15 protein-coding genes are annotated in these 20884 nt (G+C 71.0%); 11 read left to right on the top strand and 4 right to left on the bottom strand.

Annotated features, from left to right (window positions below; translation table 11 throughout):
• Nucleotides 1-90: 90 nt before the first annotated feature.
• The 3 genes from ABTZ59_RS32145 to ABTZ59_RS32135 all read right to left on the bottom strand — a co-directional run bounded on the left by ABTZ59_RS32145 (nt 91) and on the right by ABTZ59_RS32135 (nt 6091).
• Nucleotides 91-3327 (bottom strand): tetratricopeptide repeat protein, encoded by a 3237-nt coding sequence (locus ABTZ59_RS32145; protein WP_351421699.1) that lies wholly within the window; start codon nt 3325-3327, stop codon nt 91-93.
• Between the two features lie 231 nt (nt 3328-3558).
• Nucleotides 3559-4212, bottom strand: coding sequence for a fasciclin domain-containing protein (locus ABTZ59_RS32140; RefSeq protein WP_351421694.1), 654 nt, complete (start codon nt 4210-4212; stop codon nt 3559-3561).
• A 298-nt stretch (nt 4213-4510) separates the two neighbouring features.
• A complete protein-coding gene (locus tag ABTZ59_RS32135; protein ID WP_351421691.1) occupies nt 4511-6091 on the bottom strand; it encodes a molybdopterin-dependent oxidoreductase in 1581 nt (526 codons plus the stop codon).
• A 273-nt stretch (nt 6092-6364) separates the two neighbouring features.
• Here ABTZ59_RS32135 and sigK point away from each other — a divergent pair, with 273 nt between their 5' ends.
• Nucleotides 6365-6949, top strand: coding sequence for an ECF RNA polymerase sigma factor SigK (gene sigK, locus ABTZ59_RS32130; protein ID WP_503003796.1), 585 nt, complete (start codon nt 6365-6367; stop codon nt 6947-6949).
• Nucleotides 6946-7695 (top strand): anti-sigma factor, encoded by a 750-nt coding sequence (locus ABTZ59_RS32125; protein WP_351421681.1) that lies wholly within the window; start codon nt 6946-6948, stop codon nt 7693-7695. Before sigK ends, ABTZ59_RS32125 begins: the two co-directional genes overlap by 4 nt.
• Before the next feature lie 27 nt (nt 7696-7722).
• On the opposite strand, the gene ABTZ59_RS32120 is transcribed toward ABTZ59_RS32125, so the two are convergent.
• Nucleotides 7723-8289 carry a Uma2 family endonuclease gene (locus ABTZ59_RS32120; RefSeq protein WP_351421678.1) on the bottom strand — a complete coding sequence of 189 codons (567 nt, stop codon included), beginning with the start codon at nt 8287-8289 and terminating at the stop codon, nt 7723-7725.
• 177 nt (nt 8290-8466) lie between these two features.
• Here ABTZ59_RS32120 and ABTZ59_RS32115 point away from each other — a divergent pair, with 177 nt between their 5' ends.
• The 9 genes from ABTZ59_RS32115 (at nt 8467) to ABTZ59_RS32075 (ending at nt 20869) form a co-directional block, all read left to right on the top strand.
• The gene (locus tag ABTZ59_RS32115) at nt 8467-10506 is read left to right on the top strand and encodes a thioredoxin domain-containing protein (RefSeq protein WP_351421670.1); all 2040 of its coding nucleotides are present in this window, start codon (nt 8467-8469) and stop codon (nt 10504-10506) included.
• A gap of 205 nt (nt 10507-10711) precedes the next feature.
• On the top strand, nt 10712-11968 hold the full coding sequence (locus ABTZ59_RS32110; RefSeq protein ID WP_351421665.1) for a glycosyltransferase: 1257 nt from the start codon (nt 10712-10714) through the stop codon (nt 11966-11968).
• Nucleotides 11965-13641 carry an ArnT family glycosyltransferase gene (locus tag ABTZ59_RS32105; RefSeq protein ID WP_351421658.1) on the top strand — a complete coding sequence of 559 codons (1677 nt, stop codon included), beginning with the start codon at nt 11965-11967 and terminating at the stop codon, nt 13639-13641. Before ABTZ59_RS32110 ends, ABTZ59_RS32105 begins: the two co-directional genes overlap by 4 nt.
• On the top strand, nt 13638-14969 hold the full coding sequence (locus ABTZ59_RS32100) for a glycosyltransferase (protein WP_351421652.1): 1332 nt from the start codon (nt 13638-13640) through the stop codon (nt 14967-14969). Before ABTZ59_RS32105 ends, ABTZ59_RS32100 begins: the two co-directional genes overlap by 4 nt.
• Entirely contained in the window at nt 14966-17434 is a 2469-nt protein-coding gene (locus ABTZ59_RS32095; protein ID WP_351421648.1) for a galactose oxidase family protein, read from the top strand. Before ABTZ59_RS32100 ends, ABTZ59_RS32095 begins: the two co-directional genes overlap by 4 nt.
• A 175-nt stretch (nt 17435-17609) precedes the next feature.
• Nucleotides 17610-18359, top strand: a complete 750-nt coding sequence (locus tag ABTZ59_RS32090; protein ID WP_351421642.1) for a cupin domain-containing protein — start codon at nt 17610-17612, stop codon at nt 18357-18359.
• Nucleotides 18356-19393, top strand: a complete 1038-nt coding sequence (locus tag ABTZ59_RS32085; RefSeq protein ID WP_351421639.1) for a hypothetical protein — start codon at nt 18356-18358, stop codon at nt 19391-19393. Before ABTZ59_RS32090 ends, ABTZ59_RS32085 begins: the two co-directional genes overlap by 4 nt.
• Entirely contained in the window at nt 19390-20358 is a 969-nt protein-coding gene (locus tag ABTZ59_RS32080; protein ID WP_351421636.1) for a hypothetical protein, read from the top strand. The genes ABTZ59_RS32085 and ABTZ59_RS32080 overlap by 4 nt, the downstream gene beginning before the upstream one ends.
• Nucleotides 20321-20869, top strand: coding sequence for a hypothetical protein (locus ABTZ59_RS32075; RefSeq protein ID WP_351421633.1), 549 nt, complete (start codon nt 20321-20323; stop codon nt 20867-20869). Before ABTZ59_RS32080 ends, ABTZ59_RS32075 begins: the two co-directional genes overlap by 38 nt.
• Nucleotides 20870-20884 lie beyond the last annotated feature (15 nt).

Raw genomic sequence — 20884 nt, 5'->3', positions numbered from 1 at the left:
GGAGCCATGGCGGAGCCCTGGTGACTGACGACAACGCGGCGAGGCGCGGTGCCAGGGCACGCGAGCCCGGCAAGATCCGAACGAAAGGCCCTAGGTGACCGCGGTCACGGGTACGCCCATCACCTCACGTGCGTGACGGTTCGGCACCATGCCCAGCTGCCAGGCCCCCCAGCCGTCCTCCAGCCGTAGGCCCCGGCTCAGCATGACCCCGAGCGTCGCCACGGATTCCGTGAGTTTGCTGTCGCGGGACGCGTGGCCGGCGGCGGAGAGCTCCGACAGCTCCTGTTCCGCGACGACCGAGCCCACCTCGATACCGCCCGCCGAGGCGTACGGCAGCAGCGTGCAGCGCAGGAAGCGGGACCAGTCGGCGCCGCGTTGGTCGTCGTACGAGGCGAAGAGCGCCGTCGCCTCGTCGCACAGCTGGAGCGCCTGACCGGGGCGGTTGTTACCGGCGTCGATGATGGCCAGCTCCAGACAGGTCCAGGCCTCGCCGTGGGCGACGCCGATGCGGCGGAAGTCCGCGCGGGCGTCGGTCAGCAGCTGGCGGGCGAAGCCGGAGTTGCGGAGGTTGCCGGTCTGGGCGGCGCGCTGGTCGCGGGTGACCCGGCCCGAGTGGTGCCGGGCGCAGGCCAGCCCGTACACGTCCCGCATCCGGGAGAACATCGTGCGCGCCCGCTCCAGTTCCCGTACCGCCTGATCGCGGTCGCCCGTCGCCTCCAGCGCGTGGCCCAGGTAGTAGAGCGTCCACGCCTCGCCGCGCGCGTCCTCGTTGTCGCGGTGGCGGGCGAGGGCGTCGCGCAGTTCACCGACCGCGGGGTCCGGGTCACCGTCCACCAGGTGGGTACGGGCGAGCTGGGTCATCGCCCAGGCCTCGCCGCGGCCGTCGCGGGTCCTGCCGTACAGATCGAGTGCCGCGCGCAGCTCCGCCTCCGCCCGCGCGACCTCGCCGAGGCGCAGATACAACTGGCCCAGCTGGAAGTGCGTCCACGCCTCGCCGTGCAGGGACTCGTTCTCGCGGTGCAGTACGAGCGCGCGGGACAGGAGGGTGAGCGCCTCGGCCAGCGAGCCGCGGTCGCGCTCGACGGCCGCCAGCGCGTGCAGGGTCCAGCCGCGGTCACCGGCCAGCGGCTCCGCGGACTGGAGGGCGAGCGCTTCGCGCAGCTTCGCCGCGGCCTCGGTCAGATTGCCCTGGTGGTGCAGGGTGATGCCGAGCGAGCACAGCGCGCGGGCCGCGCCCGCGTCATGGTCCGCCTCACGGTAGAGACCGACGACCGTGGTCAGGGTGGTGCGCGCCTTGTCCAGCTCGCCGAGCTGCCGGGCCGCGATGCCCGTACGCCACTGGACCGAGCGGAGCAGCAGCCCCTGGCCCACCGCCTGGGTCAGCTCGTTGATCTCGCCCAGCCGGTAGAGGTCGCCGCGCAGCAGGCAGTAGTCGCACAGCGCGCCCAGCAGGTTGAGTACGGCCTGCTGGTCGACTCCCTCGGCGTGCCGCAGGGCGGCCGTGATGAAGCTGGACTCGTCGTCCAGCCAGCGCAGCGCGGACTCCAGCGAGGAGAAGCCGTGCGCGCCCGCCGCGGTCTTGAAGAGATCCGCGCGGGTGGAGGTCTTGCCGTCGACCAGCCGGATCACGGAGTCGGCCAGCTCGCCGTAGTTCCGGATCAGCCGTTCCTGGGCGGCCGTACGGTCCTCGGCGCCCTCCTCGTCCCGCAGCCGCGAGTGCGCGAAGATCCTGACCACGTCGTGCAGCCGGTAGCGGCTGGCGCGTACGTGGTCGATCAGACCCGCCCGGGACAGCTCGGCCAGCAGCTGGCCCGCCTCCTGCTCGTCCGTCGCCAGCAGCGCCGCCGCCGCTGCCGCGCCCAGGGAGGCGCGGCCCGCCAGCGCGAGGCGGCGCAGCAGCCTGCGGGCCTGGTCGCTCATGTCGGTGTAGCGCACCCACAGGGCCCGGTCGACCGGTTCGACCGGGCCGTACGCGTCGAGGTCCGTGGCCAGCCGCTGGGCGGAACGCTCCGTGAGAGAGGAACCGGCGATCCGCAGGGCGAGCGGCAGGCCGCCGCACAACTCGCCGACGCGGTCGGTGGATTGCGCGTCGTACGGTCCTTCCGCCGACGCGGCGGACGGTTCGGCCATGGCCCGCAGCAGCTCTTCCGCGCCCGCCGTGTCCAGCGGCTCCACGGACAGCTGGTGCACCCAGGCCGGTACGTCGTCCGGCAGATCGAGCCGCTCGCGCGCCGTCACCAGCACCAGGCTGTCGGACCGTTCTGGCACCAGGGTCCGTACCTGTTCGGGGTCGGAGGCGTCGTCCAGGACGACCGTCACCGGCAGGCCCGTCAGATGCTGGTGATACAGCTCGCCCAGCCGCCGTACCTGCTGCTCCGGGGAGGACCCCTCGCGGAACAGCAGCTGTTCGCGCGGTGCGCCGAGCCGGTTGAGCAGATGCAGCAGCGCGTCCCGGGTCGACAGGGGCGCCTCGAAGGAGCCGCCGCCGCGCAGGTCGACCACGCACGCGCCTCTGAACTGGTCCTTGAGCTGGTGCGCGGCCCGTACGGCCAGTTCGGTGCGGCCGGAGCCGGGGGCGCCGTGGAGCACCACGACCGTCGGCTTCGTCTCCGTCGACACCCGGGCCGCGTGCACCCACTGCGCGATCTGTGCCATCGCCGCGCGCCGGCCGGCGAACGGCCCGGCCGGCTTGGGCAGATGGCCGAAGGACTGCTCCAGCACACTGCGTCTGCGGGCGGCGGCGCTGCGGTCCCCGCCGCGCAGCTGCGGGACGACGGTGGGCTTCTTGGTGGTGCGCCGGGACGCGGAGGTCAGCACCCGCTGCTGGTCGAGGAACGGGCGGATGCCCCGTACCTCCAGCGCCGTCAGCCACTGGAGCCGCAACTGTTCGGTGCCGCCCGGCTGACCGGCCGCGCCGGCTCTGCGGTGCGCGGCCGGCCAGTGCGAGGCGGTCACCTTGGCGACGGTGGTCGCGGCCCCCGCGACCGCGACGACGGCGCCGGCGCCGAACGCGACGCCTGTGGCGGTGCCCAGCGCGACGTCCGCGCCGATGGCGGCGACCGCGGCGACGGACGTGACCAGTACGGGCGTTCCGAGGGATTGCTTGCTGAAGCGTTCCGAGAGCGCGGGCCGCTCGGCCCGCTCCGTGTCCAGCGCGCGCACATACGCGGCGTACTCCTCGTCCGCGCCCGCCGCGATGGCGTCCAGGGCGCCGCGCCCGCGCGCCAGCAGGGTGTTCCCCTCGGTCCGCCCGCCGGAGCGCCGTACCTCTTCCTCCACGGCACGTACCAACAGCCTCTCGGCTTCGGCCCGGTGGCTTTCCCGCATCTGCGTCCCCCTCCGAGAGCATGGGTTGAGAAACGACATTGTCCTGCCTGCGGCACGCGATGGCGAGGGAGCCCGCCGGTCCACGGTGGGCGCACCCGTGTCCCTCGGGGACGCGCGACAGCGCCGACCGGACTTCTGGCCGGTCGGCGCTGTCGCCGCTCACCTGGCACGGTCGCTGGTGTGCCGGGTGAGCGGTGGGTGGTGGGTGTTCGTCCAAGTCCCGTTCGCCGATCAGGACTTCGGCATGAGCACAGTGTCGACGATGTAGACCGTGGCGTTGCCGGTCGAGACGTTGCCGCAGACGACCTCTGAGCTGTCGTTGACGGTGTAGTCCTCGCCGGAGCCCTTGGTGGTGAGGGTGGACTTCTGGAGGGTCTCGTAACTGCCGTTCTCAAGCTGCTGCGGGGTGAGCTTCTGCCCGACCACGTGGTAGGTGAGGATGTTGGTCAGCATTTCCTTGTCCGCGAGAACCTTGTCCAAGTCGGCCTTCGGGAGCTTGGCGAAGGCGTCGTTGGTGGGCGCGAACACGGTGATGTTCTGAGCGTTGTTGAGGGTGTCGACGAGGCCGGCCTTCTTCACCGCGGCCACCAGGGTGGACAGGGCGGGGTTGTTGGAGGCGGCGGTGGCCACCGGGTCCTTGGCCATGCCGTCGAAGGAGCCGGCGCCTTCCGTGGGGACCGAGGCGCAGGCGGGCCCGAACGGACCATCGCCGCCAGGAGCGGCATCGTCCGCGGGCGAGGTCGACTTCTCTTCGGCCGGCGCCGTCGTCCCCTTGTCCGCGGCTGATGTCGAAGAGTCGTTCTCCCCGCAGGCGGTCAGCGCGAGTGGCAGGACAGCGGCCGCGGCGACAGCGACGGCGGCACGACGGAAGCGGAAGGAAGCCATCAGAGTTCTCCTGAGTGATCAAAGGGTCGCGGTGTGTAGCGGATTGAGTGTGCGGAGCGGCTTGGGCGAGAAGTGCGGGTCACCCGGTGACGCTCCCGTAAGGGTTCATGGACGATCAGGGCGCGATGGCGATCCATGGTCGGCGGTGCCCCTCGTGCCGGCGGTGGGCGAGGACTCTCCGTTTGATCGTCACACTGGTGATTCGGAGCGCGGCGCCAAGTGGATTGGTGGATCGCGTAGGCGACGAGATGTCACCCGCTGGTGTAACTCTTGAACGGGGGTTCGGGGCGTTCGCCCGTCAGGTCACTGTCACGACGACGCTGTGCCAACCGCTGGCGCCGTCGGGGATGGTGCGGGCGCGCCGCTCCGTCTGGATCTCGCCGGTGCGGTCGGTGGCGCGAACGGTCAGAGTGTGGGTGCCGGGGGTGGCTCTCCAGGGGAGGGACCACAGGCGCCAGGTGTCGGTGGTGTGTTCGGCCGCGAGATGGGCGCGTTGCCAGGGGCCGTCGTCGACCCGTACTTCGACCAGGTCGATGCCCCGGTGCTGTGCCCAGGCGACCCCGGCGATCATGACAGTGCCGACCTTGGGGCGCGCGAAGGGTTTGGGGGTGTCGATGCGGGACTGCGTCTTGATGGGGGCTTCGCGGGCCCACTTCCGTTTGACCCAGTAGGGGTCGTAGGCGTCGAAGGTGGTGAGCTCGACATCCTCGATCCACTTGCAGGCGGAGACATAGCCGTAGAGCCCCGGCACGACCATACGGACCGGGAAGCCGTGCTCGAAGGGCAGCGGGTCGCCGTTCATCCCGATGGCGAGCATGGCATCCCGGCCGTCCATCACGTCCTCGACAGGGGCGCCGAGCGTCATCCCGTCGACGGACCGGGCCACCAGTTGATCGGCCTGGCCCCCGCGTGACGGCGGCCGGACTCCTGCCTGCCGGAGCAGCTCCGCCAGGCGTACGCCGATCCAGCGCGCGGTGCCGACGTAGCGGCCGCCCACCTCGTTGGACACGCAGGTCAGGGTGATGTCGCGCTCGATCAGTTCGCTGTCCAGCAGATCCTGGAACGTGAGGCTGAGGGGGCTGGTCACGCCCCTTCCATGGATCCTCAGGCGCCAGGCGGTGGCGTCGACCCTGGGGACGACGAGGGCGGTGTCGACGCGGTAGAAATCCTTGTTCGGGGTGGTGAACGGCGGCATTCCGGGAACGCGCGGTGCGGCGCGGGAATCGATGGCGGGGGCCGGCGACCCGGGGGTCGGCAGGGTGACGGCCGCTCGTGACGCGACGGCGTCACCGCTTCGGGAGGCGACCAGGCCGCGGCCGAGGACTGCTGCCCCCGCGGAGGCGACGGCCGCCGCGGATGCGGCGAGCAGGAAGCCGCGGCGGTCCCAGCCATCCGGTTCGTCCGGCGTCACCGCGTCGCGGGGGCCGGTGAGGCCGCGGGCCAGGACGTACAGCACGGCGGCACCGGCGAGTGACCCGATGATCGACGGCAGGGCGTCGGTCCACGACGCGGAATCCGGGCGCCCGAGTGCGGCGGCCGCTCCGATCACGCCGAAGGCCAGGACTCCGAGGGCACCGGCCCGCCGCCGGCGCAGGGCAAGCAGGCCGAGGGCCACGGCGAACAGCGCCAGAACGGTGAGGATGCCCGTCTGCAGCACGAGTTTGTCGTGGGTGCCGAAGTTGCGGATCGCCCAGTCCTTCACCGGTGCCGGGGTGAGGTCGATGGACGCGCCGCCGACCGCGAGCACGGGACTGGACTCCGGTCGCACGAGCGCCGCCACCAGTTCCGCCACCGCCAGCGAGGAGATCGCGGCCAGCAGGCCGCCGGTGCCCGCCAGCGTCCCACGGATGAGAGTTGCTCGGTTGATGGTCACACCCATCCTTCGCGGCGACGCATCCACCGGCTTGGACCCGGCGCCGTTGATGTCACAGTTGACCGCCGGACACGGTCGATCCTCCGGGCGATGAGTGACCCATCCGCTTGCCCGACCGTGGCGAAGTAATGAGGAGGCACAGCGTGGCAGAGCGCACTGTGCGCGAACTCCCCCATTTTTCGTCATTGGTCATCGAAGGACTGACATGCGATGGAAGCGTCCTGCCGATCATGAGGGCTGCCCGTGTGAGGTGGCCCATCAGCGATGAGAGGGAACCCGTTGAGTGAACCCGCTTCTTCCGGCCCGCCACACCCGGCCGAACTCCGGCTGGAGGAGATCATGAGGCGCGTCGCGTGCGGCGACAAGGAAGCCTTCACGGTTCTCTACGACGCCGTCGTCGACACCGTGTTCGGGATCGTCCTCAAGGTCGTGCGCGACCGCGCCCAGTCCGAGGAAGTCGCCCAGGAAGTCATGATCGACCTGTGGCGGCGCGCTCCGCGCTACGACCCGGAGAAGGGCAGCGTCCACGCCTGGGCCACCGTGATCGCTCACCGCCGCGCCGTGGACCGGGTCCGCTCGGCCGAAGCGGCCGCCAACCGCGACCACGACCACGCCGTACGCGACCTGCAACGGCCCTACGACGATGTCGCCGAGCGAGCCGAGACTCGGCTGCAGAGCCAGCAGGTGCGCCGCTGTATGAAGCAGCTCACCGAACTCCAGCGGCAGGCCGTCACTCTCGCCTATTACCAGGGGCTGACATACCGGGAAGTCGCGGAAACCCTCCGCACCCCGCTTCCGACCGTCAAGACACGCATGCGCGACGGGCTCATCCGGCTGCGCGACTGCATGGGGGTGACAGCATGAAAGGCCACGAAGAACTCCACAGCCTTACCGGCGCCTACGCACTCGACGCGCTCCCACGCGACGAGTGTGACGTGGTCGAGGCCCATCTCGCGCACTGCGCACCGTGCCGGGACGAGGCGGCCGGGTTCTCCGCCACCGCCGCCCGTCTCGCCGGAGCGGTGGGCAGCCCGGCGCCGCGGGGCATGAGGGATTCGGTCATGCACGGCATCGACTCCGTACGCCAGATGCCCCCACGCGTGCCCGCGACGGACCATCGCGTCACATCGATCCTTTCGGCAATGCGCAGGACCGGCCCCCTGCTCGTCGCGGCCGGCATCGTCGTCACCGTCACCCTGGCGGGCGTCGCGGCCTGGCAGCACCAGCGGAGCACCGAGTCGCAACGAGAGGCGCGGCAGGCGGTCCGGCAGCTCGAAGACCTGACCTCGGTCATGTCCGCCCCCGACGTCCGCACCGTCAACGGCCGCACCACCAACGGGGCCACCACCGCGGTCATCACGTCCAGACAGCTGGGCAAGGCGGTGTTCGTCGGCACCGACCTCCCCAGCCCGGCGACGGGCAGGACCTACCAGCTCTGGTACGCCGAACACGGCACCATGCACCCGGCCGGACTGCTCGAACACGACGGGGCCGTGGCCATCGAGGGCGACCTCGGCAAGGCCACCGCCGTCGGGCTCACCATCGAACCCGCCGGCGGCTCACCCCAGCCCACCACCACTCCGCTGATGCTGCTCACGCTTCCCGCGTGACCGGACGCACGCGCGTACGTCGGACCGTCAGATGGCTCCCAGATCGACGGTGACGGAGAAGGGCGCGGCAGCCTTGATCACGCCGGTGAACATCTCGCCGTCCCGGTAGGCCTTGGTGGCAGGGTCGAGAACGTAGGTGTAGATGATGGGGACACCGGTCGCGGCCTGTTCGATCCGCCAGTAGAAGGGGATGCCGGCCTTGGCGTACTGGTCCACCTTCACGATCCGGTCGGTGGTCTCCGAGCCGGGGGACACGACCTCGACGACCAGGAGCACATGCTCCGGGCGGGTGGGCGTGAGGTCGATGGTCTCCGCCCGGTAGACGACGACGTCCGGACGGCGGTTGGTGAGCGGAACGTCCTGCAGGCGGACGTCGAAGTCCGTGTCGGCGTTCCAGTCCGGGCCCGCGGCGGCGTCCAGGGCATTGGCCAGGATTCGGGCCAGCCGGTTGTGCCGCTTTGACGCGCTCGGGCTCACAACGACCATCCCGTCCACGACCTCAATGCCGGCACACTGCTCCTCTGACCAGGAGTCGTACTGCTCCGCGCTGATCTGCGTATGCATCCACGCGGGCGCCACCATCTCGGCGGTCATGGTGTACCTCCTTCGAGGAGCCTCGGCAGTTCCAGCGCCGCTGGGCTCAGCCTACTGTCCTGTGATCTCAGATGCGCCCGCTCGGTGATCAGCCGCTCATCACCGACGCTTCGGCTTCGTGTCGAGAACTCCGTGCCTGCGGCGGGCGTACGGGAGGGCTGGGGCAGGATGGGTCGCATGGCGAACCGACTGGCCCATGAGACGTCCCCCTACCTTCTCCAGCACGCCGACAACCCGGTCGACTGGTGGCCGTGGTCGCCGGCGGCGTTCGAGGAGGCGCGGCGGCGTGATGTGCCGGTGCTGCTGAGTGTGGGGTACAGCAGCTGTCACTGGTGCCATGTGATGGCGGGCGAGAGCTTCGAGGACCCGACGACCGCCCGGTACATGAACGCCCACTTCGTCAGCGTCAAGGTCGACCGCGAGGAGCGTCCCGATGTGGACGCCGTGTACATGGAGGCCGTGCAGGCGGCCACGGGGCAGGGCGGGTGGCCCATGACGGTGTTTCTGACGGCGGACGGGGAGCCGTTCTACTTCGGTACGTACTTCCCGCCCGCGCCCCGCCACGGCATGGCGTCCTTCCCTCAGGTCCTGGAGGGGGTCAGTGCCGCGTGGAAGGACCGGCGCGGGGAGGTCGCGGAGGTCGCGGCGCGGATCGTGGGGGAGCTGGCCGGGCGGTCGCTCGCGTACCGGGGGGACGGGGTGCCCGGCGAGGAGGAGCTGGCGCAGGCGCTGCTGGGGCTGACGCGGGAGTACGACGCGGCGCGGGGCGGGTTCGGCGGGGCGCCCAAGTTCCCGCCGTCGATGGTGGTGGAGTTCCTGCTGCGTCACTACGCCCGTACCGGCGCGGAGGGGGCGCTCCAGATGGCGGCCGACACGTGTGAGGCGATGGCCAGGGGCGGGATCTACGACCAGTTGGGCGGCGGGTTCGCCCGGTACTCGGTGGACCGTGAGTGGACGGTGCCCCACTTCGAGAAAATGTTGTATGACAATGCGCTGCTGTGCCGGGTGTACGCGCATCTGTGGCGGGCCACCGGTTCCGATCTGGCCCGGCGGGTGGCGCTGGAGACGGCCGACTTCATGGTGCGTGAACTGCGCACGGCCGAGGGCGGGTTCGCGTCCGCGCTGGACGCGGACAGCGACGACGGCAGCGGCGCGCATGTGGAGGGGGCCTTCTATGTGTGGACGCCGGACCAGCTGCGCGAGGTGCTGGGGGAGTCCGACGCCGCGTTTGCCGCGCGGTACTTCGGGGTGACGCAGGAGGGCACCTTCGAGAAGGGCGCGTCCGTGCTGCAACTGCCCCTGGACGGCGGGGTGGCGGACGCGGCGCGGGTCGATTCCGTACGGCGGCGGCTGCTCGCGGCGCGCGACGGACGGCCGAGGCCGGGCCGGGACGACAAGGTCGTGGCCGCCTGGAACGGGCTGGCGATCGCCGCCCTGGCCGAGACCGGCGCCTACTTCGACCGGCCGGATCTGGTGGAGCGTGCCACCGAGGCCGCCGATCTGCTGGTGCGGGTGCATCTGGACGATACGGCGCGGCTGGCCCGTACGTCGAAGGACGGCCGCGCCGGAGCCAACGCGGGGGTCCTGGAGGACTACGGCGATGTCGCCGAGGGCTTCCTGGCGCTGGCGGGAGTCACCGGAGAGGGTGCTTGGCTGGAATTCGCCGGGTTCTTGCTGGACATTGTCCTCGACCGGTTCGTGGCCGAGGGCGGCACGCTGTACGACACGGCGAACGACGCCGAACGTTTGATCAGGCGCCCGCAGGACCCCACGGACAACGCCACGCCGTCCGGCTGGACGGCCGCCGCCGGGGCGCTCCTCTCGTATGCCGCGCACACCGGCTCGGAGGCCCACCGCACCGCCGCCGAAGGGGCGTTGGGGGTGGTCAAGGCCCTCGGGCCGAGGGCGCCGCGGTTCATCGGCTGGGGGCTCGCGGTGGCCGAGGCACTGCTCGACGGGCCGCGCGAGGTCGCGGTCGTGGAGACCCCGGACGGGACCGGGCAGGGGCGCGGCGCGCTGCACCGTACGGCGCTGCTGGGCACCGCGCCGGGCGCCGTCGTCGCCGCGGGCGTGGCCGGAAGTGATGAGTTCCCGCTGCTGGCGGACCGTCCGCTGGTCGGCGGGGAGGCCGCCGCGTATGTCTGCCGGAGGTTCGTCTGCGCGGCGCCGGTGACGGAAGTAAGCGCCCTCAAGGGAGAGTTGGGCGTTTTCGAATAACGTCTGGCTGATTTCCGACGCATGGTGAATCGGCCTGAAACGCGGTATTCACCCAATCGGCCCTCCGGCGGACACAGGTCCCCCTTATTGTCTTCACAAGAGTCACAACGGGTGTGCACGAGGGGACTGTGCGCACAGGGGGATGTACGGGTCTGCCGACGGCCAGGGGGGCCTGCCGCGGCCGGCCCTGGCCGAGGGGGGCCATGTGTTCACGTCCGTAGTCATCGCTGCCATTTCACTGGCGCTGTTCTGGATGGCCGCGTTCACGCTCTGGTGGCAGATGCATGCCTGGCGTACGCCGGAAACGCTGGCCGCGACCAGATTCGACCGGCCCGACGGCGGTCGCCGGGGCTCGTTCTCGCTGCTCCTGCCGGCCCGTCATGAACAGGCCGTACTGGAGCACACCGTCGAACGGCTGCTGGAGTCCAGCCACCGCCGGTTCGAGATCATCGTCATCGTCGGGCACGACGACCCGGAGACCGCGGCGGTCGCCGAACGGGCCGCCGCCCGCGATCCGCACCGGGTCAGGGTCGTCGTCGACACCCATGAGGCGAAGAACAAACCCAAGGCGCTCAACACCGCGCTGCCGCACTGCACCGGCGAGGTCGTGGGGGTCTTCGACGCCGAGGACCAGGTCCATCCGGAGCTGCTGGCCCATGTCGACCACGCCTTCCGCACCACCGGCGCCGATGTCGTCCAGGGCGGCGTCCAGCTGATCAACTTCCACTCCAGCTGGTACAGCCTGCGCAACTGCCTGGAGTACTTCTTCTGGTTCCGCAGCAGGCTCCATCTCCACGCCCAGAAGGGCTTCATCCCGCTCGGCGGCAACACCGTCTTCGTCCGCACCGACGTCCTGCGCGAGGCGGGCGGCTGGGACCAGAACTGCCTGGCCGAGGATTGCGATCTGGGCGTACGGCTCTCCAGCGCGGGCAAGAAGGTCGTCGTCGCGTACGACTCCGACATGGTGACCCGCGAGGAGACCCCGGGCTCGCTGATGTCCCTGCTCAAACAGCGCACCCGCTGGAACCAGGGCTTCCTTCAGGTGTACCGCAAGAAGGACTGGCGCCAACTGCCCACGCGCGGGCAGCGGATGCTGGCCCGCTACACGCTGATGACACCGTTCCTCCAGGCGTTCACCGGTCTGGTCATCCCGCTCAATGTGGGGATCGCGCTCTTCCTCGACGTCCCGGTGACCGTCGCGTTCGTGACCTTCCTGCCGCTGGTCACCGCACTGGTGACCTTCGTCTTCGAGGTCGTCGGGCTCCATGACTTCGGCAAGCAGTACGGACTGCGGGTCCGGCTCACGCACTATCTGAAGCTCATCGTCGGCGGCCCCTTCTACCAACTGCTCCTCGCGGGCGCGGCGATCCGCGCCGTCTGGCGCGAGCAGCGGGGGCACGGCGACTGGGAGCTGACCAGTCATGTCGGCGCGCATCTCATCCGAGAGGACGTCCACGCGTGACCTCCACCCTTCCCGCGGTGACGGCGGATCAGCAGACCACCGTCCCCGCGCGGCCGAGTCATGCCCGCCACGGCGGCGGCCCGACGCCGCTCACCGTCCACCCGGTCATCCGCTTCCGCCGCTCCCGCGCCGATCTGCTCCTGTGCGGGGCGCTCCTCGTCGCGATCCTGCTGGTCCAGGGCTGGAACATCCAGCACTATCCGACGCTCAGCGACGACGAGGGCACCTATCTCGCCCAGGCCTGGGCCGTCCAGGAGGGCAAGGGCCTCGCCCACTACACCTACTGGTACGACCATCCGCCGCTCGGCTGGATGCAGATCGCCTTACTGACCTGGCTGCCCTCGCTCCTCTCGCCCGAGACGATGACGGTCGCCCCGATGCGCTTCGCGATGCTGCTGGTCAGCGCGGCGAGCGCGGTCTTCCTCTATGTGCTGGCCCGGCGGCTCCGACTGCCGCGCTGGGCCGCCGGGCTGGCGATGGCCCTGTTCGGGCTCTCCCCGCTCTCCGTGGTGCTCCAGCGGGAGATCTTCCTCGACAACCTCGCCGTGATGTGGACGCTGCTCGCGTTCTGTCTCGCGGCCTCGCCCAGCCGGCACCTGTGGCATCACTTCGCGGCCGGACTCGCCGCCGCCGTCGGGGTGCTCACCAAGGAGACCATGCTGGTCGTCCTGCCCGCGCTGCTGGTGACGCTGTGGCGGCACAGCCATCGCGACACCCGGAAGTTCGCGGTGACCGGCGCGATCACCGCCTGCGCGCTGGTCGGGCTCTGCTATCCGCTGATGGCCCTGCTCAAGGGGGAACTGCTGCCCGGCGCCGGGCATGTCTCGCTCTGGGACGGCATCACGTACCAGATGAGCAGGCCCGGATCCGGCTTTGTGCTCGACCCGGGCAGCGGTTCCTACGGGGTGCTCCAGTCCTGGCTGTACTACGACCGGGTGCTGCCGCTCGGCGGGATCGCGGGCGCCGTCCTGCTGATGGTCACCCTGCGCTGGTCGGTGACCGCGCGGGCGCTGGCGGGGCCCGCGCTGGCCGTGGTGATCCTCACCCTGGTCGCGCTGCGCCCGTCCGGCTATCTGCCCGCGATGTATGTGATCCAGGGGCTGCCGTTCCTGGCCCTGGTGCTGGCGGGCGGCGCCGCGTCCGTCAGCCACGCGATCCTGCGCAGACGGCGCGGTCCGCGGGAGGGCCGGGTGCTCACCACCGTCCGCCGGACGGCGCTGGCGGCGCTCGCCATGGCCGCGCTCGTGGTCGTCGTGCCCCGGTGGTACGAGGGCGATCGCACCGCGCTGACCGTCGACGCCAACGCCCCCTACCGGCAGGCGGCCGCCTGGATGGCGACGGAGGTGCCCGACCCCTCCCGGGCCCGGGTACTGGTCGATGACGCGCTCTGGCTCGATCTGGTGCACGCCGGGTACGCACCGGGGCTCGGCGCGATCTGGTTCTACAAGGCCGACCTCGACCCGGCCGTCACGAAGACCATGCCGGACGGCTGGCGCGATCTGGACTATGTGGTCGCGTCCCCGACCGTACGGCGCGACGCGCGTGATCTGCCCAAGGTGCGCGACGCGCTGGAGCACTCGACCGCCGTCGCCGTCTTCGGGGACGGCGAGGACCGGATCGAGATCCGCCGGATCACAGATGGCGACCGGATCGCGGGAGGCGACGAGCGATGAGCATTCTTCCCCCCATCGGTGCCGGGGAGCGCGGTGAACCGGAGCTGGAAGCGACCGCCGTCGCCGAGCCCGGCGCCGTCACCGTCATCATCCCGACCTTCAACGAGTCCGGAAACATCGGGGAGTTGCTGCGACAGCTCACCGACGCCGTACCGGCCAGGCTGCCCTGCGAAGTGCTCTTCGTCGACGACTCGACCGACGACACCCCCGCGGCGATCGCGTCGGCCGCGCAGGACTGCCCGTTCCCCGTGAATGTGATCCACCGCGCCACGCCCGAGGGCGGTCTCGGCGGCGCGGTCGTCGAAGGGCTCAGGGCAGCCGGCTCCGACTGGATCGTCGTCATGGACGCCGACCTCCAGCATCCGCCCGCGCTCGTCCCCGATCTGGTCGCCGCCGGGGAACGGACCTCCGCCGATCTCGTCGTCGCCAGCCGCTATATCGACGGCGGCAGCCGCGCGGGTCTGGCCGGCGGCTACCGCGTCGCCGTCTCCCGCGCGGCGACCTGGCTGACCAAGGGGATCTTCCCGGCCAGGCTGCGCGGGATCAGCGACCCGATGAGCGGGTTCTTCGCGATCCGGCGCTCCGCCGTCACCGCGGAGGCGCTGCGTCCGCTCGGCTACAAGATCCTGCTGGAACTGGCCGTACGCTGCCGGCCCGAGCAGCCGGCCGAGGTGCCGTTCGTCTTCCGCGACCGGTTCGCGGGCGAGTCGAAGTCGACGGCGAAGGAGGGGCTGCGCTTCCTGCGCCATCTCGTGGAGCTGCGGACGGCCGCGCCCCTCGCCCGGATGATCGCCTTCGGACTGATCGGGCTCAGCGGCTTCGTACCGAACCTGCTCGCGCTGCACGGACTGATGGCGGCCGGGGTCCACTATCTGCCGGCCGAGGTGCTGGCCAACCAGTTCGGCGTGGTGTGGAACTTCCTCCTGATCGAGACACTGCTCTTCCGCGACCGGCGGGCGCACCGGCACTGGGCGGACCGGGTGGGCCGGTTCGCGCTGCTCGCCAACGCCGATCTGTTCCTCCGTATCCCGCTGATCGCGCTGCTCGTCGGCCAGTTCGGGATGGGGGTGCTGACGGCGACCGCGTGCGCGCTGCTGGCGACATTCGTGCTGCGGTTCGTGGGGACGGAGGCCCTGGTCTATCTGCCGAAGCGGCGGCGCGCGGGGCGTGACGCCCGGGTTCTCACGGTGCGTGGCGCGGCGCCGGCCGAGGCGGCCGAGGCGGCAGAGGGGTCGGGGGGCTCCCGGGGGTCCAAGGGCTCTGGGGGTTCCCAGAGGTCCGGGGGTTCCGAGGGTTCCGAGGGTTCCGAGGGGAGCGTGCGCCGATGAGCCCTGTCCGTCCGCGCGTCTCGCCGCGCCGGTTCCGCACATCGCGCCGTACCGCCCTCCTCGCCCTCCTCGCGCTGACCGGCGGCCTGCTGTTCGCCACCGAGCGGCCCGCGATGGCCGGGGCGAACCTCGTCAAGAACCCCGGGTTCGAGACGCCGGGCACGGACGGAATGCCGTACTGCTGGGAGCGGTCGGGCTGGGGCGACAACGACTTCTCCTTCGACACCGTCACCGACGCCCACTCCGGCACCGCCGCGCTGCGGGTGGAGCTGACCCGCCGGACCGACGGCGACCGCAAGGCGCTGATCACGGAGTCCGCCCAGTGCGCGCCCGCGGTGGTGCCCGAGCGGCAGTACGACCTGTCCCTCTGGTACAGGTCGACGACCCCCGACGCCGCGATCACCCTCTTCCGCCATGACACCACGGCCGGCTGGCAGTACTGGACCGATCTCAAAACCCTGGACCTGAGCGCCGGTTACCAGCGGGCCGAGGTCCGTACCCCCGTGATTCCGCCCGGCACCGACCGGATCACCTGGGGCGTGTCGGTGTACGGCACGGGCAGTGTCACCACCGACGACTATGTGATGGAGGAGGTCGCCCCGCCGCCCGTCGAACCGGAGTGCACCGGTACCGCCGAGGAGTGCGCCAACGGCCGCTGGGAGGTGCTGCCGACGGAGAACCCGGTGCGTTCGATGCACTCGGTGGTGCTGCACAACGGCAAGGTGCTGCTGATCGCCGGCTCCGGCAACGACCCGGAGATGTTCGCGGCCGGTACGTTCACCTCCGCCGTGTACGACCCGGCGGACGGCTCGTACCGTACCGTCCCCACCCCCGACGACATGTTCTGCTCCGGCCATGTCCAGCTCTCCGACGGCCGGGTGCTGGTGATGAGCGGCAACAAGGGCTATCCGTCGGCGGACGGCACGGTCGGCTACCAGGGGTTCAAGGACTCGTATGTCTTCGACCCCACCACCGAGACGTACACCAGGACCAACGACATGAACGACGGACACTGGTATCCGTCCGCCACGATCATGGGCAACGGCGATGTGCTGTCCTTCGGCGGGCTGCGCGAGGACTCCAGCGGTTCGGTGACCGCCGAGCGCTGGTCGGCGGCCCAGGACAAGTGGCTGCCGACGTGGCAGGTCAACCAGACCTGGTCGTACTGGGGCCTGTACCCGTCGATGATCCTGATGCAGGACGGGCGGCTCTTCTACTCCGGCAGCCATGTCTTCGGCAACGGCACACCCGGCACCGGCTCGTCGGTCTACGACTACGACGCCAACACGGTGACCGAGATCGCGGGGCTCCAGAACAAGGACGAGCGCGACCAGTCGGCGAGCGTGCTGCTGCCGCCCGCGCAGGACCAGCGGGTGCTGACGATCGGCGGCGGCAATATCGACTCCAACCCGGAGGCGAACAGGCTGACGGATCTCATCGATCTCAAGCAGCCCAACCCCCGGTACACACCGGGCCCGTTGCTGCCGCAGGGCACCGTCGACCTCGGCGACGGACCCCGGCCGGCGACCGGCGCGCAGGGCAAGATGTACGGCTCCGCCGTGCTGCTGCCCGACGGCAAGGTCCTGGAGACGGGCGGCGCGCTGCACAACCGCGCCAACCCCGTCCACGAGTCCTCGCTGTTCGACCCGGTGACGGACACCTTCGATCCGGTGGCGGCGGACCCGGAGGCGCGCGGCTACCACTCGTCGGCGTTCCTGCTGCCGGACGGCCGGGTGATGACGACCGGCGACAACCCGGGCAACGGCTCCTGGAACCATCGGGTGTCGCTCTACACCCCGCCGTATCTCCTCAAGGGGCCGCGCCCGCGGATCACCTCACTGAGCGACGACCAGTGGCTGTACGGGGACACGCGGCGGATCACGGTCGACCGGCCGATCGCCAAGGCCGAACTGATCCGGCCGGCCGCGGTCACCCACTCCTCCGACCCCAACCAGCGGTTCGTGGATCTGCCGCTGTCGGTGGACGGAAACGACGGGATCACCGTCGACCTCAATGTCACCAGCAACCCGAACCTGGCGCCGCCCGGCTGGTACATGCTCTTCGCGGTCGACGCCAACGGCGTTCCTTCGGTGGCCGAGTGGGTGCGCCTGGGCGGCCCTCCGGCGCTCGCCGACAAGGCGGTGGAGTCGGCGCACGTCCATGACTTCGCGGGCGAGCCCGCGAAGAGCCCCGAGAAGCCGCGGAAGAAGCGGACCTCGGCGCCGGTGAGCCCACGGATCGCGGGATGCGACCGGCACTACGGCTCGGCGAACGTCTGCGTACCGACGGTCTTTCCCGAGACGGTGCGGGGAAGCACGAAGGCGGCGACGACGAAGGCGCGCTGCGACTGGCTCGCGGCGAACGACTACGGGCGGCTGAGGGTGAACGGCGGGGACGATCCGCTCCGGCTGGACCCGGACGGGGACGGGCTGGCATGCGGAAAGGGGGACGTGCGGCGGCGCTGAGCAGCGCGGCCCGATCTCGAACGGCGCGCGTACGCGGGACCCGACAGCCACCCGGGTACGCGCGACGCCCCGTCACTTCATCCCGATGTCGGTGCTCGGCAATATCATCTGTCCAAGGTGTTCCCGGTCGCGGTTCTACGATGCGATCGTGGTCCACGACGCGAGGGGGGCGTTGATGTCCGACGTGGATTCCCGGTCCGGCACACCCGGACTGCGGGGTATGGAACGGTTGTCGCGAGACCTGCCGCACGGGGTGGAGCTGTTCCATCTCAAGCCCGAGGGCAGCGTGTTGTTCGCGGACCGGGACGGCGCGCGCGAGCTGGGCCCGAGCGAGGAGTTCCTGCGCTTCATCGACGAAGGGCAGTTCGCCCACTATCTCGTCGGTGACGCGCGTACCTCTCCCGAGCGCCCCTCCAACGCCACGTTCAAGCTCGGGGTCGTCGGCCCGCGCAGCGCGTTCACCCCGCACGCGCACGGCGGCGAGCACATCGTGCTCAGCCTCGGCCATGCCGCCTGCGGTCTCTACGACGCGCCGCGCGGCCGGGTCACCGAGATCAGGCTGTTCCCCGGGGCCATGATCCGGATCCCCGAGATGATGCCCCACTCCTTCGCCAACCGCGGCACGAAACCGTTGAACATCCTCGCCGCCAACACCGGTTTCGGTATCGACCACGAGGATTACGCGATCACCGCCGACGAGGCCGAGCGCCGCGCCGTGGACGACGCGAGCGACGACGGTGTACGGCACGGCCGCGGCGCGCTCGGCACGGTCACCCGCGTGAGCACCGACTACGGGCTGCTGGCCGCCGCGCTGCGCGACATCGAACGTATCCAGCGTGTCAGGGGCATCGGCGCCACCACCGTGCGAGAGCGTCTCGCCGCCGGGCTCCGGCGCGCCGCGTCCGCACTGGAGGGCCCGCGATGATCTGCCCGTTCTGCAACAGGAACCTGCTCCTCAGGGAGCGGCCCAACCGCACCTGCTCGCACTGCAAGCGGCGCTACGCCCTGGACCCCAAGACCAACTCGCTGGGGATGAGTGACGCACGGGTCCAGCGTCTCCTCCCCAAGCTCACCGACGGCGGCCGGCTGAAGATCTCCATCAACCAGCTAGGGGCCGCGGCGCTGCCCAAGACGTCGCCGCCCAAGAGCCACAGTCCGGCCGTGACGGCCCTTGGCTGTCTGTGGGTTCCGCTGCTGGTCGGCGTCATCATGGTCCTCGCCGGAACGAACGCCGACGGCGTCAGCGGGTTCACCGTCTTCGGCTCGATCCTGATCGGCGTCTTCGTCCTCGGTATGATCATCGCCCTGGCGAGCGGCAAGAAGAAGCCGACGCCGAATCCGCTCAGCGGCTTCCGCTCGATGATGCTGAGCGACTGGGTGGGCGTCTACGGCGCGCTGCCGCCCGGGATCGTGGACGACTTCCCGTACCGCCGCGTCTATCTGCCGGACGGAGCGCGACTCGCGGTGCTCTGCCCGGACCGGGCCATCGCCGCCTTCCTGGCCGCCAACGGGATGCCCGAGCGGTACGGAGCCGTCATCGCCACCGAGGTCGAGCAGGTGCCGGAGGCGCTCCCCGTCCTCGTCCTGCACGACGCGAGCGCGCCGGGCTGCCGACTGGTCATACGGACGCGTGAGGCGCTGCCCGGCCGTACGGTGATCGACGCCGGGCTGCCTCCGCGCGCTGTCATGAGGACGCCGGGCGCACCGGCGCGGCGCGGCGACGAGCCGGCGAAGGACCTCATCGAGTGGCTGGGCGAGAGCGGGACGCTCACCAAGGACGAGCTGGAGTGGCTGGCCGGGGGCTGGACCGTCGCCCTCGTCGCCATACGCCCCGCCAAGCTCCTCGCGGCCGTCGGCAGGACCGTCGAACGCCTCGCCGCCGCCACCCCCGCGGATCCCGAGCGCCGCGAGGCCGAGGCCGTCGGGTTCCTCACCTGGCCCGGCGAGGCGGGCCGATGACCCCACGCGTCGCCGTGGGTATCGGCGACCGGCTGCTCGACCGTGCCCTCGCGACCGCCGTCGAACGCGCGGGCGCGCCCGGCCGGATCCGGTTCACCGAGGCGCAGTTGTACTACGAGATGTGCCGCGTCCTGCGCCCGCCGCACATGGTCCCGCGCAGGCTTCCGCTGACGCCCGCGCCGCCCGTACGGTACGAGCGGTTCGAGGAGGCCCTGCGGCGGTACGGCGCGGTGCCGGGGCTGCTGACGACTGCTGCCGCCGCCGCTTCGGCCCGGGCTTCGGGCCCCGCTTCGGCTTCGGGCCCCGTTTCGGCTTCGGGCCGTGCGCCTCGCGAGCCCTCCGAGCCCTCCGAGCCTTCCGAGCCCGATCTCTACGACTACGGACTGCCCCGGCTGCTCGTCTGCCAGAGCCGCCGGGTGGCCCGGATGCTTCTCGCCAACGATGTGCATCTGGAGGCCGCCTGCCCGGTGTTCGCCGCCGACGATCTGCCGCTCGATCCCCGGCTGGTGGCCGGGCTCGGCAGGGTGGACGGCGCCACCGTGCATGTGCTGCACGACGCGAGCGTGGACGGGATCGCGCTCACCGCACGCGTGCGCGAGGCGCACCCCGGCGTACGGGTCTCCTCGATGGGCCTCGTACCCCGGCACGCCACCGCGCTCCATCTGATCTCGCCGCGCGGCCCGGCACCGGGACCCGGCCCGCTGACGCTGCCCGCCGGGCTCGAAGCCCGCGAGCGGGACTGGCTCGCCGAAGGGCGCTTCGCCGAGGTCGAGTCCGTACCGCCCGCCCGGCTGCTGCGCACTGTGCTGCGGCTGGTACGCGGACCGAGGACGCCCAGCCATTCGGTCTGGACCGGGCTGCGTGAGCTGCGTACGGCGGGATTCATGACATGGCCGACGAACCAACCAGGGGATACGGGGACCAAAGGTGATAAACCGGCCACGCGAGACGGAGTACAGGGATGAGCTGCTCGCCGACCACAGCGTCCACCGCCGCTACCGGGACGGACGTGAGGAGTGGCGGCGGCGCGAAGGTGGCACGCACGTGCGCTGGCACGACAACCAGGGCGCTTCCGGTACCGATGAACTGCTCGGCGGACGTGTCATCAAGCGCCAGTACTCCGATGGCAGGGTGACCTACGGCAGGGACATCGGCTACGGCCGCACGCTCTGGGACCGGGGCGAGACGATGCTGGTCAACAAGACCTCGTTCGGCGGGCGCATGGGCGTGCTGCTGGGCGGGCTCGGGCTCGTCAGCCTCGCCATCACGGCCACCCAGCTCCCGCCGGAGATGCTGACGCCGGAAGAGGAGGAGGAACTGCGCCAGCAACAGCAGGCTGCGGCCCAGAACTCCTCCTCAGGCGGCGGGGACATGGGGGGCGGGGACGCGGGCGGCGGTGACAGCGGTGACTGGGACTCCGGCGACGGATGGAACTCCGACGACGACGGCGGCTGGAGCGACGACGACTTCGGATGATCCGGCCCGGGGGAC

Source organism: Streptomyces sp. NPDC094034 (genome assembly GCF_040303865.1).
Classification (GTDB): domain Bacteria; phylum Actinomycetota; class Actinomycetes; order Streptomycetales; family Streptomycetaceae; genus Streptomyces.
The sequence above is the reverse complement of the archived record's forward strand: the minus strand, read 5'-3'. Positions and strand labels throughout refer to the sequence as shown.

Excerpts from the sequence above, each read along its gene's own strand:
- ABTZ59_RS32090 (WP_351421642.1), top strand. The coding sequence starts at position 17,610 with ATGTCCGACGTGGATTCCCGGTCCGGCACACCCGGACTGCGGGGTATG.
- ABTZ59_RS32125 (WP_351421681.1), top strand. The coding sequence starts at position 6,946 with ATGAAAGGCCACGAAGAACTCCACAGCCTTACCGGCGCCTACGCACTC.
- ABTZ59_RS32140 (WP_351421694.1), bottom strand. The coding sequence starts at position 4,212 with ATGGCTTCCTTCCGCTTCCGTCGTGCCGCCGTCGCTGTCGCCGCGGCC.
- ABTZ59_RS32120 (WP_351421678.1), bottom strand. The coding sequence starts at position 8,289 with ATGACCGCCGAGATGGTGGCGCCCGCGTGGATGCATACGCAGATCAGC.
- ABTZ59_RS32095 (WP_351421648.1), top strand. The coding sequence starts at position 14,966 with ATGAGCCCTGTCCGTCCGCGCGTCTCGCCGCGCCGGTTCCGCACATCG.
- ABTZ59_RS32135 (WP_351421691.1), bottom strand. The coding sequence starts at position 6,091 with ATGGGTGTGACCATCAACCGAGCAACTCTCATCCGTGGGACGCTGGCG.
- ABTZ59_RS32085 (WP_351421639.1), top strand. The coding sequence starts at position 18,356 with ATGATCTGCCCGTTCTGCAACAGGAACCTGCTCCTCAGGGAGCGGCCC.
- ABTZ59_RS32115 (WP_351421670.1), top strand. The coding sequence starts at position 8,467 with ATGGCGAACCGACTGGCCCATGAGACGTCCCCCTACCTTCTCCAGCAC.
- ABTZ59_RS32145 (WP_351421699.1), bottom strand. The coding sequence starts at position 3,327 with ATGCGGGAAAGCCACCGGGCCGAAGCCGAGAGGCTGTTGGTACGTGCC.
- ABTZ59_RS32100 (WP_351421652.1), top strand. The coding sequence starts at position 13,638 with ATGAGCATTCTTCCCCCCATCGGTGCCGGGGAGCGCGGTGAACCGGAG.
- ABTZ59_RS32080 (WP_351421636.1), top strand. The coding sequence starts at position 19,390 with ATGACCCCACGCGTCGCCGTGGGTATCGGCGACCGGCTGCTCGACCGT.